This is a genomic window from Acidobacteriota bacterium (assembly GCA_016703965.1).
Classification (GTDB): domain Bacteria; phylum Acidobacteriota; class Blastocatellia; order Pyrinomonadales; family Pyrinomonadaceae; genus OLB17.
The window spans coordinates 30,696-46,920 of the sequence record JADJBB010000025.1 but is presented as its reverse complement, the minus strand read 5'-3'; the positions used below and the strand labels follow the sequence as shown (position 1 = coordinate 46,920).

General features: G+C 51.8%; 17 protein-coding genes. 12 read left to right on the top strand and 5 right to left on the bottom strand.

Features of this window, described 5'->3' with window-relative positions; translation table 11 throughout:
* Nucleotides 1-70 precede the first annotated feature (70 nt).
* On the top strand, nt 71-1,030 hold the full coding sequence (gene thiL / locus IPG22_17570) for a thiamine-phosphate kinase (GenBank protein ID MBK6590097.1): 960 nt from the start codon (nt 71-73) through the stop codon (nt 1,028-1,030).
* 7 nt (nt 1,031-1,037) lie between these two features.
* Here thiL and IPG22_17565 read toward each other — a convergent pair whose 3' ends face one another.
* A complete protein-coding gene (locus IPG22_17565; GenBank protein ID MBK6590096.1) occupies nt 1,038-1,595 on the bottom strand; it encodes a hypothetical protein in 558 nt (185 codons plus the stop codon).
* Nucleotides 1,596-1,658: 63 nt separating this feature from the next.
* Complete coding sequence (locus tag IPG22_17560; protein ID MBK6590095.1) at nt 1,659-2,018, bottom strand: hypothetical protein; 360 nt, start codon at nt 2,016-2,018, stop codon at nt 1,659-1,661.
* Nucleotides 2,019-2,333: 315 nt separating this feature from the next.
* Between IPG22_17560 and IPG22_17555 the strand changes: the two genes are divergently transcribed.
* From IPG22_17555 to IPG22_17545, 3 genes are all read left to right on the top strand, one after another.
* A complete protein-coding gene (locus IPG22_17555; protein MBK6590094.1) occupies nt 2,334-2,894 on the top strand; it encodes an HNH endonuclease in 561 nt (186 codons plus the stop codon).
* 97 nt (nt 2,895-2,991) lie between these two features.
* Nucleotides 2,992-3,405, top strand: a complete 414-nt coding sequence (locus tag IPG22_17550; protein MBK6590093.1) for a hypothetical protein — start codon at nt 2,992-2,994, stop codon at nt 3,403-3,405.
* 66 nt (nt 3,406-3,471) lie between these two features.
* Nucleotides 3,472-4,872 carry a cysteine--tRNA ligase gene (locus tag IPG22_17545; GenBank protein ID MBK6590092.1) on the top strand — a complete coding sequence of 467 codons (1,401 nt, stop codon included), beginning with the start codon at nt 3,472-3,474 and terminating at the stop codon, nt 4,870-4,872.
* Nucleotides 4,873-5,109: 237 nt separating this feature from the next.
* Here the strand turns inward: IPG22_17545 and IPG22_17540 are convergent, their stop codons facing one another.
* From IPG22_17540 to IPG22_17530, 3 genes are all read right to left on the bottom strand, one after another.
* Nucleotides 5,110-6,618, bottom strand: a complete 1,509-nt coding sequence (locus IPG22_17540) for a hypothetical protein (protein MBK6590091.1) — start codon at nt 6,616-6,618, stop codon at nt 5,110-5,112.
* A gap of 1 nt (nt 6,619) precedes the next feature.
* The gene (locus IPG22_17535) at nt 6,620-7,195 is read right to left on the bottom strand and encodes a cysteine dioxygenase family protein (protein MBK6590090.1); all 576 of its coding nucleotides are present in this window, start codon (nt 7,193-7,195) and stop codon (nt 6,620-6,622) included.
* 189 nt (nt 7,196-7,384) lie between these two features.
* Nucleotides 7,385-9,292, bottom strand: a complete 1,908-nt coding sequence (locus IPG22_17530; GenBank protein ID MBK6590089.1) for a thioredoxin family protein — start codon at nt 9,290-9,292, stop codon at nt 7,385-7,387.
* A gap of 207 nt (nt 9,293-9,499) precedes the next feature.
* Here IPG22_17530 and pdhA point away from each other — a divergent pair, with 207 nt between their 5' ends.
* Genes pdhA through lpxD form a run of 8 tightly spaced genes read left to right on the top strand, consistent with a single transcriptional unit; the run spans nt 9,500 to nt 16,137 of the window.
* Complete coding sequence (gene pdhA / locus IPG22_17525; GenBank protein MBK6590088.1) at nt 9,500-10,582, top strand: pyruvate dehydrogenase (acetyl-transferring) E1 component subunit alpha; 1,083 nt, start codon at nt 9,500-9,502, stop codon at nt 10,580-10,582.
* A 55-nt stretch (nt 10,583-10,637) separates the two neighbouring features.
* Nucleotides 10,638-11,621, top strand: a complete 984-nt coding sequence (locus IPG22_17520) for a pyruvate dehydrogenase complex E1 component subunit beta (GenBank protein MBK6590087.1) — start codon at nt 10,638-10,640, stop codon at nt 11,619-11,621.
* A complete protein-coding gene (locus tag IPG22_17515) occupies nt 11,621-12,019 on the top strand; it encodes a GIY-YIG nuclease family protein (GenBank protein MBK6590086.1) in 399 nt (132 codons plus the stop codon). The genes IPG22_17520 and IPG22_17515 overlap by 1 nt, the downstream gene beginning before the upstream one ends.
* 1 nt (nt 12,020) lies before the next feature.
* Complete coding sequence (locus IPG22_17510) at nt 12,021-12,560, top strand: alpha/beta hydrolase (protein MBK6590085.1); 540 nt, start codon at nt 12,021-12,023, stop codon at nt 12,558-12,560.
* A 34-nt stretch (nt 12,561-12,594) separates the two neighbouring features.
* Complete coding sequence (locus tag IPG22_17505) at nt 12,595-13,875, top strand: pyruvate dehydrogenase complex dihydrolipoamide acetyltransferase (GenBank protein MBK6590084.1); 1,281 nt, start codon at nt 12,595-12,597, stop codon at nt 13,873-13,875.
* Nucleotide 13,876: 1 nt separating this feature from the next.
* Nucleotides 13,877-14,776: a DMT family transporter gene (locus IPG22_17500; GenBank protein ID MBK6590083.1), complete on the top strand. Its 900-nt coding sequence runs from the start codon at nt 13,877-13,879 to the stop codon at nt 14,774-14,776.
* A 41-nt stretch (nt 14,777-14,817) separates the two neighbouring features.
* On the top strand, nt 14,818-15,105 hold the full coding sequence (locus IPG22_17495; protein ID MBK6590082.1) for a hypothetical protein: 288 nt from the start codon (nt 14,818-14,820) through the stop codon (nt 15,103-15,105).
* Nucleotides 15,106-15,141: 36 nt separating this feature from the next.
* Nucleotides 15,142-16,137, top strand: a complete 996-nt coding sequence (gene lpxD / locus IPG22_17490; protein ID MBK6590081.1) for a UDP-3-O-(3-hydroxymyristoyl)glucosamine N-acyltransferase — start codon at nt 15,142-15,144, stop codon at nt 16,135-16,137.
* Nucleotides 16,138-16,225 lie beyond the last annotated feature (88 nt).

Genomic DNA, 16,225 nt, shown 5'->3' with positions numbered 1-16,225 from the left:
CTGTGTTAAAGTTCTGTTTAAGTTAGTGATCGTTATTGTATGTATTTATTGTACTTGTGTCAACGAAAGAATGGTTTCGGAATTTGAGTTTATAAACAACATTAGATCAAAATTCTCGCTAGACAGGATCGGCGACGACTGTGCTATTTTGCCAAAGGACGCATTGACCGACATGCTGCTGACGTCGGACATGCTCGTCGAGGACATCGACTTTCGCCTCGAATGGACCACACCCGAATTCCTTGGCCACAAGGCTCTTGCCGTTTCGCTGTCCGATATTGCCGCCATGGGCGGAATACCAGCCTTTTCCCTAATTTCCATCGCCGTTCCGGAGCACCTGTGGAAAACCGATCTTCTAGATCGATTATATGAAGGCTGGCACGCTCTGGCCAAGCAGCACAACGTCGAGTTGGTGGGCGGCGATATCTCAAAAACAGAAGGGAAATTTGTTATCGACAGCACCGTGATCGGTGAGGTGCCTAAAGGAGAAGCGATACTGAGATCGGGCGCAAAACCCGGGGATTCGATTTTCGTATCGGGCTATATCGGCGGAGCCTCAGCGGGGCTGTTACGGTTGGAATCCGGGGCAAGATTTGACGAAACGCTTCCCGCTCCACTCAAACATCTGCTGTTTCGCCAACTTCAGCCATTGCCTCAAGTTAAGACTGCTATCTTATTGCGACAACATGGCTTGACATCGGCGATGATGGACCTTAGTGATGGACTTTCTTCTGATCTGGGCCATCTGATCGACGCAAGCCGCGTCGGCTGCCGAATCGATATCGATAAGCTCCCGATCGACCCGGCGATAACATTTCTTGCTCTGCCCGAGAAGCATCGTCTTGATCTCGCCTTGAACGGCGGCGAAGATTTTGAGCTCTTATTTACCGTCAGACAAGAAAATTTTTGGGCCGTGCAGGACCTCGGGTTTCACCACATCGGGGAGGTCACCACCAACGCGGGCTCAGTTGAACTGGTGGCGGATGGCAAAACCTCGATACTTGAACCAAAAGGCTTTCGACATTTCTAGATGAAATTCATCCCGGCGATAATTCGCGTTCTGCTCTCCTTCGAATAGCTGGAAGCAGCAGGAGGCGGATCTCGACGATCCCAAACCGTGCCCAACGCCAATAACGCATAAACTTTCGTTCGGCCTCCTCGTCAGTTGCTCGAGCACGGACCTCGTGGACAAATAACGTCATTCCTGGTTCTATCGCATAGGCCTCAAGCGACCAGGCGATCTTAACCTGATCCGGTACATCGTAGGCGGCAAACTCCTTTTCCGGGATCGCGACAAATTTCACATCACCGAACCAAGGTTGGCAAACAGCGCCGCAAACGAGTAATTTGCCAGGTTCTTCGATCAGCGTTCCCCATCCAAGTTCCCTGGTCTCGGCAACCAATCCGAGTGGTTTTCGTGGGACCGCATCGCCCGCCCGCAGAAACTTTCTTCGCAGCCATATTATTAGCTTGATCAGCCAGATGGATTGCAGATCGAAATCGTACGCAACACGCATCACCACCTCCGGCGGTGCGTTGATCCGCCTCTCGAAACGTTCAATAACGTCGAACTCACCGATATAACGATCGAGCAAAGATGTCATATCCAAACATTACCTTATGATCGTTGCTCTGAGTACATGATTCGACATAGATCGCTACGAAATAAGGGGCTGGGCCAAATTGATCATGAGCCGGTTCACAGAATCGCGGGCGATCGATCGTGGAATGATCGCCCGAAAACCACCTGAATCGATATTTGTTTCCTCGGCGAGAAGAAACAGCGACATCACACGGTTGATGATCGACCCGTGAACCCACGCCTCAAGATGAACATTGCCATCTTCCTGCGATATTTCGAGCCTGGTCGGGAATATCAACAATCCGTGGCCTTTCTGATATCTCCGTTTGTTTCCGCTTTCGTCCAAAAGGCGAAAACCTTCGGATTGCGCCCATCTTTCAACGACGGGCCAAATGTCGGTTGGAACCTTAAAGTCGCGAATAGTCCTTGAATTCATTGCGTTTAAAGTGTTTTGGTTTTTAATTTTTGTGGGATCGTCAATAATTTAATATACAGGTGTAGATCTTGTCGAGAGGCCGGAGCGGTTCACCATGATCCGGACCCAGCGAAAGCAAATGCCGTGCGGCCAGGTCTTTGGACAACATATTTGATTACCATCCTGTTACACACCAACATATTGTGCTTGCGTTTGTAGATTTTTGATATTACATTAAACGGATAAGCCGTATTGGTGCGCCTAGCTTCGCAAAATACAATTTGCATAGCAATAACGTCCACCTTTCGGTCGCCGAAATCTTAGGAGGAGATCATTTTGCTTACAGGTCGAGTATTACTGTTGAACTTTTCTTACGAGCCGCTCGGCACCGTGGGTGTTGCTCGTGCCGTTTGTCTTTGGTTTCGCGGTGCGATCTTTGTTGAGGAAAATGATGGCGATAACGTGCTGCATTCGCCATCGACAACGTTTCCAGTGCCGTCCGTTGTTCGCCTTCGCCACTACATCCACGTCCGCCGCAATAATCGGGAAACGACAATGAAGCGTGCCCGGATCTACATCCGCGACCGCTATCGCTGCCAGTATTGCGGCGAAACAAAACACGCAAAAGAGCTGACGCTGGATCATATCTTCCCGCGTGCTCAGGGCGGAGAAAGCACTCCGCACAACCTGGTTGCAGCCTGTGTAAAATGTAACCAGCGAAAGGGGAACCGCACGCCGGAGCAGGCACGTATGCCGCTGCTCACTTCGCAAAAGCTCCTTCGCCTCGGCCTTGACCACGTACTTCTCTGCCATTATGCAGAAAATAGGCCCGAATGGCGCAAGTATCTTTTCATGGATGACGTTGCGGCGGAAGAGAATTCACTCATGGCGGCTTAATTTAGAACAAAACGATTTTAGACGGTGCGACTACGGCTGGCGACCGCAGTCGCATTTGCTTTTAGATCGTGAATTTTTGAAGAGGTGAATCGTAACAATGACCTATAGCGACATTTCCGACATTACCAATCTTGTAGACGCCTTTGAAAATGCGACGATCTCGCGCGAGGCCTGGGGCCACGCCGAGCATATGATCGTTGCTCTCCATTATCTAGGACTTCACGATCCGGAAACCGCAACCGAAAAAATGCGCCAGGGTATCTTGAACCTGCTGGTCAACGGTTTCGGGGTCGATCTGGCGAAAGAGATGCCGTATCACGAAACGCTAACCATATTTTGGATGCGTACCGTCGCCGAATTCATGATGGCAAGGACCGACTCCTCGACGATCGATATAGCAAAAGAACTGGTTGTAAATTTCGATAAGGACTACCCACTCAAATTCTACTCGCGCGAACTTTTGTTTTCGGACCGAGCAATGGCTGCATTTGTCGAAGCGGATCTAGCTTAAGGTCTCAGCGCCGGGTTAGAGTTTTGACAGCCATCGTTTATCATTGAACTTTTGCAGGAAACGAAGATGCTAAGACTTTTCAACACGCTTTCACGACAACTGGAAGATTTTCAGCCTATCGAAGCAGGCAAAGTGCGGATGTACATTTGCGGGCCGACGGTATGGAACTTCGCCCATATCGGCAATTTTCGGACGTTCACCTTTGGCGATGTTCTCCGGAGGCACCTCAAATTCAAGGGGTATAAGCTGACCCACGTTTTTAATCTGACGGACATAGATGATCGGATCATCAACGAAGCGACGGCGAGAAATATCTCGATCGATGAGTTTACGGCACCCTACATTCAGTATTTCTGGGAGGATTTCGACGCTCTCGGGCTGGAACGGCCGGAAGTGACGCCGCGGGCGACTCACCACATTGCCGAGATGATCGATATTATTTCGAGCCTTCTGGCAAATGGCCATGCATACGAATCGGACGGCTCGATATATTACCGGATAACGGCTTTTCCGGAATACGGAAAGCTTTCGAAGATCAGCTTTTCCGGCAATCGCGATGGCGGCAGCGAGCGGATCGATACGGATAAATATGACAAGGAGGACGCCCGTGATTTCGCCCTTTGGAAGCTCGTTGGCGAAGACGAACCCACGGGCTGGGATGCTCCGTTTGGCCGTGGACGCCCCGGTTGGCACATCGAGTGTTCGGCGATGGCGATGAAATATCTGGGCGAGACATTCGACCTGCACGCCGGTGGAATGGACCTGCAATTTCCCCATCACGAAAACGAGATCGCACAGTCGGAAGGTGCGACGGGCAAGCTTTTTGCAAAATACTGGGTTCACAGCGAATTCCTCAAGATCGACGACGTCACGATGTCGAAATCGAAGGGCAATTTCTTCACGTTTCGTGACCTCAAGGAACAAGGCTATTCGTCGCTCGCGATCCGATATTTGCTGCTGTCAGTTCCCTATCGAAAGCAGCTTAATTTCACATTTGAAGGGCTCCAGGGTGCGGAATCGACGATCGAACGGCTGCGAAATTTCCGCGCGCTCGTTAAGGGATCTCAGATCCAAGATCAGGCTGAGGACGAGGCTCGCGAATCCGCGATGAAGGCCCTCGCTATTTTCGAAACCGCGATGGATGACGACCTGAATACGGCGGCGGCACTCGCGGCGGTCCACGATATGGTTCGCGAGGTCAATATCATCATGTCAGCTGGAAAGCTTGCCCCGGCGGGGCGCGAAGCGGTGCTGGATGCGATCTCCAAATTCGATTCCGTACTCGGCATCTTTGGACCAGAGGATGATCAGTTCCTCGATGAGGAAATAGAAGCCCTGATCGCCGAACGGACCGCCGCCCGGCAGAACCGTGACTTCGCCCGCTCGGACGAGATCCGCGATCTGCTGATCGAGAAAGGCATCATTCTCGAGGATACAAAAGACGGCGTTCGGTGGAAGCGGAAATAGACGATCTGATCATTTTTTTGGGGGAAAATTTTGTGTTTCGCAAACTTTGCGCAAGATTCTCCGATCAAAAGTGTGAATCGTTTCACACTTTTTAAAAACAGGCGTATTTTTGAACATTTTTGGCGTAAAAACCTAGTGGTTGGTCAAATGTGAATCGCTCCTACCGTTCAAAAAGACGCTGATTGGTCAAAGGCATTTGCCGGATTGGTCAAAGGTGGTGACCTCTACCAATCTGCCTTACTTTTCGAGCAAAAATGCGCCGACCTCTTCACCCGTCACGGTGACGCTTTTGCGGTCCGTGATCCTATAGCCTTTCAAGAGAAAATTCCGCAATGGTGGTTCGGTATCCTTTAGCGTTTTGCCCCGCTGAACCAGCCAGAGCTTCGGCTCGGCGACGGCGTCTATGTCGGTTCGCGTTACACCGTCAAAGCCACGCGGCAGAAAATACGCTTTGTCTTCGCCGAGGCCGGAAGTGTTTTCCAGTTTTACTATACGGCGAGCAGGAGCGTCTTTCCGGTGATCGAACCAGATAGGGTACGCGATGAGGTCTTCCATCGCGTAGATGGCCGTGCCAGCGTCGATGTCGGCCGTGAGCGGACCCGCTTCGCACCAGGCGAATTTCTGAGGCTCTCGCACGGCGTTCATCGTTCCACCTGCGAGGCAAAGCAGCAGCCCGCAGCCAAGTACAGCGTACCTGAGCGTCCGTCCCGGCAGATTCGCTCCCGCGATCTCTATCATCAGAAAGAACGGCACGAACACGATGATCAGATGCCGCGTTCCCCAGATGGAATATGGTGAGAGCCAGCTGATTGCGAAAGCGAGAACGACGGGTACAGCCGCAAACGTTGTGAGCATGAGCAATACCTTACGCATCTGTTCATCGGTCTGTTTCCAATTGATCGCGGCAAGGCTTGCAGTGATCGTCAGCAGCAGTAAGATCGGGATCGTGATGAGAAGGTTTGAGACAGGCTCGGTACTGCCGAGTTGATAGTAGAACGGCTCAACCAGGTTGAGTGCGAAAACAGCGATCTCGCGAACGTCGGGCCGGGTCATCCATCCGATGTTTTGGGCGAGCCCAGAACCCGTCCCTGATGCATTCAGAACGGCGGCGATCCAGGGTATGAATGCCAACATCGTCATCGCCGCCATCGAAAAGATCTTCTTCAAAGAACTTCGGTAAAAAAGCAGCGTTGCGAGCACTTCTGATGCCACGACGAACCAGCCAAAATAGTGCGTATAGACGAGCAGGATATTGATGACGATCAGTGGAAGAATGCTCGTTCGCCGTTGGACGTGCCTCACAAAAAGCCACATCGAAAACAGTCCGAGACAGAGCATCAGGCTATACATTCGAACCTCAATAGAATACTTTAAGATAGAGCCGCTAAATATAAGAATACACAGCATTAATATCTTCATCTTAAAGTTCTGCCTCAGCTCGTCTAAAAGGAGCAAAAGAGGCAAGATCGCGAGCACTGAAAAAGCAAGCGGCAGGCTTCTCAGCCACAAAACGGCGTCACCGCCGATGGCGATCCAGACTTTTAAAGTGAGATAAAAAAGCGGCGGATGGATGAGGTCGAGAGCGACAAATGAGAGGACCGACTCCCACGGCAGAGATGCGGCGTGGACGCTAAATATTTCGTCAAACCACAGGCACGTCTCACCCATTTTCCAGATGCGGAGCGTGACAAAAACCGCGATCAGAAACGCGACGACCACGGTTTTGACGAAGCGGTTTCGGGTCATTTCAGAGGCTTATTCCGTCGCAGAGCTTGCCGTCGATGCTGGTGTAAAACAGCGAGACCTCTTTGAATGTATCGGTATCGCGGCAATAGGAAAGGCAGCGGTCGTAGGGTTTTGAATAGATGTGAATGCTGACCGCACGCTCGTCAAATTCGGGAAGGTTGAGTACCTGATGGATCGGCTCTTCGAGCTCGACCTTTGCGGCGAGACAGTCTTTCAGCTCGAAAGCGTCGGTCTCGATGAGCTTACAATGGCCGCGCGACTCGTCGATCTCCTCGACAGCAAAATTCTGCCCCTGCAAACGCCCAACCGGCACCATCATCCAGCATTTCTGATCCCAATGGTTATGTATCCGCGAAACCTGCCCCTTCTCCCAACAGATCGCCATCACCTCAAAACGGTCGTTCTTATGGATCAGATTTCGGGTATAAAAATTGGGGCTCCAGTGGAAATACTTCGTGATAGAATCCACATCCACCGGCGTCTCGCCCAGGAATTGATAGACGTTATCGCAGGTAAACTTGTCTTCGGGAATACCGTTAAGTCCGTCGACTAATTTCTGGATATTATAGGTTTTCATCGACGTTTTTCAAGCCTTCGCGGCTTTGCGGCTTTGCGGCTTTGCGGCTAAATGGTCTCCGTTGGTCGATCTCCCGCCAAGACGCTAAGTCGCAAAGGAAGCCGCAAAGATTAGAAGCCTACCGAAATCGCGGCAAATTCAATATTTTCGTGCCCTTTCGTGCACTTTCGTGGTTAAGTTCCTCTCGCCCTAATTTTCTTGCGATTTCTTTAGAAAGTCAACGAACTCTGCCGTGTTTCTCGTCAGTCCCGGAAATGTCCCCTTTGTTTTTCCGTCGCTGTCCATGACTGCATAAAACGGCAATGCGACGGTTCCGAACATGTCTTGTTCCATCTGCTGCTGACGCTCGTAGATCTCGCCTTCGCCGTCGGTGAAAAGTTGGACGAGTACGAATTTTTTTAGTTCGTCCTCAACCTCTTTTTTGGGGAAAACATTCGCCTCCATCCAGCGGCAGTTAGTGCAGGTGTAACCCGTGAAATCGATGAATACACGCTTATTCTCAGCCTTCGCCTTTGCCAGGGCTCCGGCGTAATCGTCCTTCATCCATTTAAGTTCTTCTTCACCTTTACCGCTCATGCGGGCTGAGGACTTGTTGAGGTCGGGCGGCAGGAAGGATTCGAGTTCGCCGAGTTTTGCGCCGAAAAGCCCTGTGAGGAGATAGAAACTGACCGCGAGGCTAACCACCGCCGCAAACATGCGAAATGCTCCGAGTCGCTCTGGTTTCGAATCGTGGGAAAGCTGAAATTTACCGAGCAAGTAGATCGTCAGAACGACACCAACGGCGATCCAGACCGAGAGAACGACATCGCGTGTAAAAATGCCCCATTTCCATACCAGATCGACATTTGAGATGAACTTCATCGCCGCCGCGACCTCGAGAAAGCCCATCGCGACCTTGACCGAATTCATCCAACCGCCGGCTCGCGGCAGTTGAGCGAGAAGCTGCGGTGCGAGAGCGAGAATGAAAAACGGCAATGCAAAAACGGTCGAAAATGCCAGCATCCCGAGCAAAGGCCGCTGCCATTCGCCCTGCGATGCGGAAACAAGGATCGTTCCGACAAATGGCGACGTGCAGGTAAACGATGTCAGCGTGAACGTCAGCCCCATTAAAAGGGCCCCGATAATGCCGCTTCCCTCACCTTCTTTGCTGCGGGTCAGACTGTCGAGTTTTGTTAAAACGCCAGTCGGTATCGTGATCTCGTAGGCCCCGAAAAGATTGAACGCAAAAAACAGAAAGATGGCCGTGATCAGCAGATTGATCCACGGATTAGCCGCAAAAAGATTTATTCCCGCTGCCCCGACAAAGATCGCGAGTAACATTCCCAGGATCGTGAAAGTAGCAATTATTCCCAGCGAATAAACCGACGCGAGCCGCACAGACCTTGACCGGCTGCCTGCCGAATGATTTGTAAAATACGAAACCGTGATCGGGATCATCGGAAACACGCACGGCGTCAGCAGCGATAGAGCTCCGAGAGAGATCGCGAGCAGAAGGAAGGACCAAAGATCGGTTGGCTGCTGCGAGGCCGTTACCGGCGGAGCGGGCTTGGTTTCTGCCACCGGTTCTGCGGATGGTGCAGGTATCGAGGCGGTATTCTTTTTGACGTCTTCGACGCCCCCGAATGAAACCCTGACTGTCTTTGGCGGCAAACAGACTGTGTCATTACAGAGCTGAAACCTTACGTCGAACGCGAGGTCGCCAGCAGCGACTTCACCTAAAGCTTTAAGCGGAACGGCGAATGCCGCGGACGACGTAAAGAACTTTGTCATCAACGGTTTACCGTCGAAACCCGTAAACAATGGATCAACTTTGCTCGTCGCCGCGGGAGTCGTGTTGATCTTGCCCGCAACCTCGAACTGCTTGCCTTCGGATACCTTGATCGTCGTTGCGATCGGGCCGCCTTCGGGCTGTTCGGTCGAGTAGAGCTTCCAGCCGGATTCGATCTCGGCAGTAAGTTTCGCCGATAGCGTATCGCCGACTTTCAGAGCCTTGTCCTTCGCATCGGAGCTTAACGTCCACTTAGCCGGATTCTGCGCAAACGCGGACGCCGCAAAGATCGTGAACACCAATAAGATCTTGTAAACCGCTTTACTCATCACTAGAAACTTCTCCAAAACTATACCATTTTCACCCTGCATCAGACACAAACAGAACTTGAAACTTTTGCGTAAATCCCTGTGCTCGCCTATAATAACGAACAAAGAATAATTGCGGATTCACGCTCTCTTATTCCTACGGAGGATCTAATTTTGCCAAAAGCAGCAACAATAAAGAAACCGGCAGCCAAAGCGCCGAAAGCAGTAATGAACGGAAACGGCCATAAGGCGGAAAAGCCCGTTTTGAATGAAGAGACCACCGACTTTGTCGAAGTCGAGCAGGCGATCGCCGAATACAACGCCCGCCGAACCTCGCAGCTTGCGTCTATCAAAAAGACGGACAAGAAACTTCTGCGCGAAATGCTCTATCAAATGGTGCTCGGGCGCCGTTTTGAGGAGAAATGCGCCGAGGTTTACCGCATGGGAATGATAGGCGGTTTTTGCCATCTCTACATCGGCCAGGAAGCTATCGGTGTCGGTTCGATGATGGCACTGAAACCGACCGATATGGTCATTACTTCGTACCGCGATCACGTCCAGGCGATGATCAAAGGCATGACGCCGGAAAGCGTGATGGCCGAGCTTTACGGCAAAGAAGGCGGCTGCGTGAAAGGCAAAGGCGGCTCGATGCACATGTTCTCTAAAGAACTCGAATTCTACGGCGGCCACGGCATCGTTGGCGGCCAGATCGGCGTCGGCACCGGAATGGCCTATGCTGCAAAATATAAAGGTACCGATCAGGTCGTCCTCAATTTCTTTGGCGAAGCGGCGGTGAATCAGGGCATTTTTCACGAATCGCTCAACATGGCCCAGCTCTGGAAACTTCCCTGTATCTACATCTGCGAAAACAACCAGTACGGAATGGGAACCTCGCAGGAACGGGCGATGAGTTCGCGTAGCATTGCTAAGAAAGCGGAAGCGTTTGAAATGGCAAATGAATTTGTCGACGGAATGGACGTAATGGCCGTTCGCGATGCTACCCTGAGGGCCATCGAGCGTGCGAGAAAAGACGGCTCGCCGACCCTGCTCGAGGTCAGAGCCTATCGTTACATGGGGCACTCGATGTCCGATCCCGGAAACTATCGCTCACGCGACGAGATTAAGAAATATCAGGAACGCGACCCGATCATCCTTTTCAAAGACAGCCTGAAAGAAGCGAAAGTCTTGGGCGACAAGGATTTTGACAAGATCGAGGAAGAAGCAATGGCAGCCGTCGCCGCCGCGGTTAAGTTTGCGGAGGAAAGTCCGTTTCCGGCGGAGAGCGAGTTGATGACGGATGTCTACGCCTAACTCAAAGTATTAATAGGACTTATAGGACTCATGCGTCCTATCGAATTAAACGATAATGGCAGTTTTAACGATACGCGATGCTCTGAATCAGGCATTGCGCGAAGAAATTTTGAGGGACGAAACCGTATTCGTCATGGGTGAGGAAGTCGCTGAGTACGATGGCGCTTACAAGGTCACGCGCGGGCTCTGGAAAGAGTTTGGTGACAAGCGGGTGGTCGATACGCCGATCACAGAACTTGGGTTTGCGGCGATCGGGGTTGGAGCGGCAATGGCTGGGTTGCGTCCAGTGATCGAGTTCATGACGTGGAACTTTTCTATCCTCGCGGCCGATCAGATCATTAACCATGCGGCTAAGATGCTTTACATGTCGGGCGGCCAGTTCAAGGTGCCGATCGTTTTTCGTGGGCCTAATGGCTCGGCCTACCAAGTTTCATCACAGCACTCACAGGCATTGGAAGCATTTTATGCGAACTTTCCTGGCCTAAAAGTTGTGATGCCTTCGACTGCTGCGGATGCTAAAGGATTGTTAAAAGCGGCGATCCGCGACGACAATCCGGTGCTTTTCCTCGAGCAGGAACGCATGTACGGCAACAAGGGCGAAGTTCCGGATGACGACGATTTCATCATCCCGCTCGGCGTCGCTGACGTTAAACGCGAAGGCACGGACTGCACGATCGTCGCCCGTTCGATGACGGTTCCCTTGGCTCTTGAGGCCGCTGAGAAATTGCAGCAGGAATTTGACGTCTCGGTGGAGGTGATTGACCCGCGAACGATCAAGCCGCTCGATATCGACACGATCGTTAACTCGGTCAAGAAAACCAACCGCCTGGTGATCGCCGAGGAATCGCACTATTTCGCCAGCGTCGGGGCCGAGATCTCGCACACGGTGATGGAACACGCGTTCGACTATCTCGACGCTCCCGTGAAGCGAATTTCGACTGCGGAAGCCCCGAATCCGTATGCGAAGAATCTTGAAGCTCTAGCTCTCCCGGACGTTGCGAAGATCGTGGCGGCGGTGAAGGAAGTTTGCTATTTATAATGGACAAGGCCGCGGCTAAACTAGAATACAAGCTTTCCCATCGGCCGATGGGTGTTTTTCAGATCCGAAACGTGACGAATGACAAGGTCTTTGTCGATTCGAGCTTGAATATTCCGGGCAAGGTAAACCGACACAGATTTACTTTAAATGCTGGTTCGTTCAAATCGGTATCGCTTCAAAAAGACTGGAACGAGTTTGGTGAGGCATCATTTGAGTTTGAGACCCTGGAGCCCGTTGAGCCTCGCAGCGAACCTAATTACGATTACGCAGCCGATGTGCAGGTTCTCGAAGACCTTTGGCTGGAAAGGCTTCAACCTTATGACGACAGGGGCTACAACGAGCGAAAACTGACGCGTGAGGAACGCCTCGCAATGATCCGGGCAAACCGGAAACTTTAAGATGGCGACGATCTTTTTGACAGTGCCGGGCATAACGAATTCGAGCGAAGGCCACTGGCAGAGTCGTTGGGAACGTGAATTTCCCGAGAAGTTCCGACGCATCATTCAATCCGAATGGAATGAACCGACGGTCGATGATTGGATCTCGACGATCGAGGCCAATGTTCAGGAATTCGGGCCGGAAAACGTGATCTTGGCGGCACACAGTTTAGGCTGCGTTGCGGTTGCTCATTGGTCGCGAAAGTACGGAACGCAAATAAAAGGAGCTTTGCTAGTGGCTCCGAGTGATTGCGAGTCGGAAAAATATCGAAGCAGTTTTAATTCGACGGGTTTCGAGCCAGTTCTGCTTGATAAATTAGCGTTTCCTTCGTTGGTCGTTGCGAGTACAAACGATGAATGGGTTGCGTTTGACCGTGCAAGGCATTTTGCGGATGCGTGGGGCAGCGAGTTCGTTAATGTCGGCGAGAAAGGACATATCAATGGGTCGTCTGGCTACGGCGAGTGGAGCGAAGGGCTCGAATTGTTAAAAAGATTGGATTGATATCAAAGCCCGCTTTTACGGGCGTTTCAAAATTATGGCTGAAAAATTCTTAATGCCGAAGCTGTCGCCCACCATGGAAGAGGGCCAGATCGCTCGCTGGGTCAAAAACGAAGGCGACAATTACGAATCAGGCGAAACTCTCGCCGAAGTCGACACCGATAAGGCGACCATGGAAATGACCGCTCTTTCGGGTGGAACGGTGTTGAAGATCCTTAAAGGTGCGGGTGAAACCGCACTGCTTGGCGAAGCGATCGCAATTATCGGCAAGGCAGGCGAAGATATTTCCGGGCTGCTGGCTGAAGTTGCTTCGAACGGATCCGCTAAAGCTGCCGCTCCCGCAGCCGAAGAAAAACCAGCTCCAAGAGTTGAAGCACCGGCGGCTTCCGCTCCAGCACCTGCCTCTGCTTCGACAGCACCTCCGGCAGCGACTTCCGATAATGGCCGAATGATCGTCTCGCCGATCGCTGCTCGAATGGCTGCTGAAAACGGTGTTGATCTGATATCTATCACCGGCAGCGGGCCGAACGGCCGTATCATTAAACGTGACATCGAAGCTGCGATGGAAGGTGGGCAATCGTCTGCCGCCGCGCCGGCAAGAGAATTTGTCGCATCGACCATCGTTGGAGCGTCGCCGTTCCATGAGGAGCCGACCTCGAAGATGCGGCAGATCATTGCGAGCCGACTCGCCGAATCGATTGGGCCTATACCGACATTCTATTTGACGGTCGAGATCGAGATGGACAATACTCTCGAGCTTCGAAAGCAGGTAAATGCTGCAGTCAAAGAAGATCAAAAGATCAGCGTCAACGACATCGTCGTCAAAGCCGCCGCGATGGCCCTCGTCAAACACCCATTCGCGAACGCCTCGTATCAGGACAAAACGATCCGCTTTTATCAGCAGGCTGACATTGGTGTCGCTGTCGCGATCGACGAAGGCTTGATCACCCCAGTCATACGCGGTGCGAATCTGAAGGGCTTCCTCGAGATCTCTGCCGAGATAAAGGACCTGGCGGCAAAAGCGAAAGCCAAGAAACTTCAGCCCGAGGAATATACCGGTGCGACATTCTCGATCTCGAACCTCGGAATGTTCGGCATAAAAGAGTTTACAGCGATCATCAATCCGCCTGAGGCAGGAATATTCGCCGTCGGCGGAGCGACGCCGACGCCGGTCGTTCGCAATGGCGAGATCGTGATCCGCAGCATCATGAATGTCACAATGTCGTGCGACCACCGCGTCATCGACGGTGCAACGGGAGCTAAGTTCCTGCAAACATTCAAACAAATGCTCGAATCGCCCGGGATGATGCTTGCCTAACGTGGCTGATAAGGAAAGATCGATCGCACCGTATCTCGCCCTCATCGGCGTGCAGCTTTCCTTCGGGTCGTTCCCTGTTTTCGGCAAGATCGCGTTGACGGTGATACCGCCTGTAGGACTAGTAGGTTTTCGTGTCGGGCTGACCGCTCTTATCTTCGTGATCGTCCAGTCATTCCGGCGGCGGTTTTGGCTGAAAGATCGGATCGATTACGTCAAGCTCTTTGGCATCAGTTTCCTTGCTGTAACGTTTAATCAACTGCTCTTCACGACGGGACTCTCTTTGACCAAGGCGTCGAACGCGTCGCTCATCTCAGTAACCATCCCGATATTTGCGCTAACCGCAGGCTATCTGCTCGGTACTGAAATGCTGCGCCCCATCAAGGTTCTTGGCATCATAGTCGCGTGCACGGGCGTTATTTTACTTATAGACCCGCGAAACGCGTCTTTTTCTTCTCAGACGACGCTCGGCGATCTGCTGGTAGTGGCTAATTCCTTTTGCTACGGCATCTACGTCGCAATCTCAAAATCGATAGTGACCCGTAATGGAGCTTTTCGGTCGATAATGTGGATCTTTATATTTGCCGCGATCTTTTGCGTTCCACTGGGCCTGTATTCTCTTCGAACTGTCGACTTCGCGAGCATCCAGCCGGACATCTGGGAAGCAATACTTTACACTGCTTTGATCGGCACCCTCGTTCCTTATTTCCTGAATGCATGGGCTTTAGCTCGCGTAGATCCTTCTACAGTCGCGGTGTTTGTTTACCTGCAGCCGGTCGTAGGCTTCATGTTGGCCGTATTGTTTTTGGGGGAACATGTCGCCCTAAACTTCATCGCCGCGGCATTGCTGGTTTTCGCCGGTCTGTATTTGGTTACCAAGAAATTCACTCCCATTGAAACCTAAGGTTGCTTTTTTCGTAATATCGGCATCTAATCTTTCAAAACATGGCAACACAGATCAATCAGATCGATGATAACGTCCGCGGAATAACTACCTTGCGGGTCGAGGGCGATATGCTCGGCGACGATGCACGCTTGCTGGAGCGGATCGGTGTCGAGATCCATGCCGAAACCGGCAACGATATCATAGTCGATGTCGCCGACCTGGATTTTCTCGACAGCGACGCGGCCCCGATCCTGCGGCGTCTCGATATGCTCGACGGATTCAGTATTCAGGGCATGGAGATATTTCTGCAAACTGTCATCAACGAGGTCGAACGCCATACCGTCTAACTGACTTTTACGCAAAAACCATTTACATTGTTAGGAATGAAGACGAAAGACATCGCCGAATTCCTCTCCGCTGAGCTTGTAGGCGATCCTGGTATCGAGATCGTCGGCGTTGCGTCGCTCGACGGGGCAGAGCCAGGAGAACTATCGTTTTCGTCTGGACCTGCGGACTTTGTAACCAACGCGTCAGCGGTTATCGTTCCGAATTCATTTGATTCGAGCGTGCACGTTACTCTGATCAAAGCCGCCAACCCAAAACTCGCTTTCACACGAATCTCGAGCCTTCTTCACCCTTACAAATCGCTGAAAGGCTGGAGCGAAACGGCCGACGTTGCGGCAAAGGCCAATGTCGCCGCTAGTTTTATCGGTACGAATGTGTCGATCGGCGATGGTGCGCAAATCACTGAAGGCTGCGAGTTGCATGCGGGCGTTCGCATCGGGCTAAATGTGTCGATCGGGAAAGGAACCATCATTTACCCAAATTGCGTGATCTACGATGGTGCAAAAATCGGTTCGAACTGCGTGATCCACGCCGGAACCGTCATCGGATCCGATGGATTTGGCTATGTAAAGGATGATAAAGGCGAGCATCTTCAGTTTCCGCAGATCGGCTCCGTCGTCATCGAGGATAATGTCGAGATCGGTGCAAACTGCTGTATTGACAGAGGTTCGCTCGGCGAGACCCGGATAGGCGGAGGCACGAAGATCGATAATCTCGTTCACATCGCCCACAATGTCCAGATCGGCAAACGCGTTCTCATCGCCGGTCAATCTGGTATTGCGGGAAGCTCAGTGATCGAGGATGACGTCGTTATCGCCGGACAGGTCGGCATCTCCGATCATGTAACCATCAAGGCAGGAGCGATAATTGGTGCTAAATCCGCCGTTTTCCCGAACAAGATCGTTCGCTCCGGATTTTGGTCAGGCATTCCTGTTCAGCGGATCGAGGAATACACAAAACAAACAGTTCTCGTGCGAAATCTCGAAAAACTGCAAGACGACGTGGCTGAGCTGAAAAGATCCATCAAGGAATGACGGACCTTAATGCAGGTCAATTACTACCTCAGCGAACTCTGCGGCTTCCTCTCCACTCTCTGCGTTGAAAAAAACTAGCAATTGATAA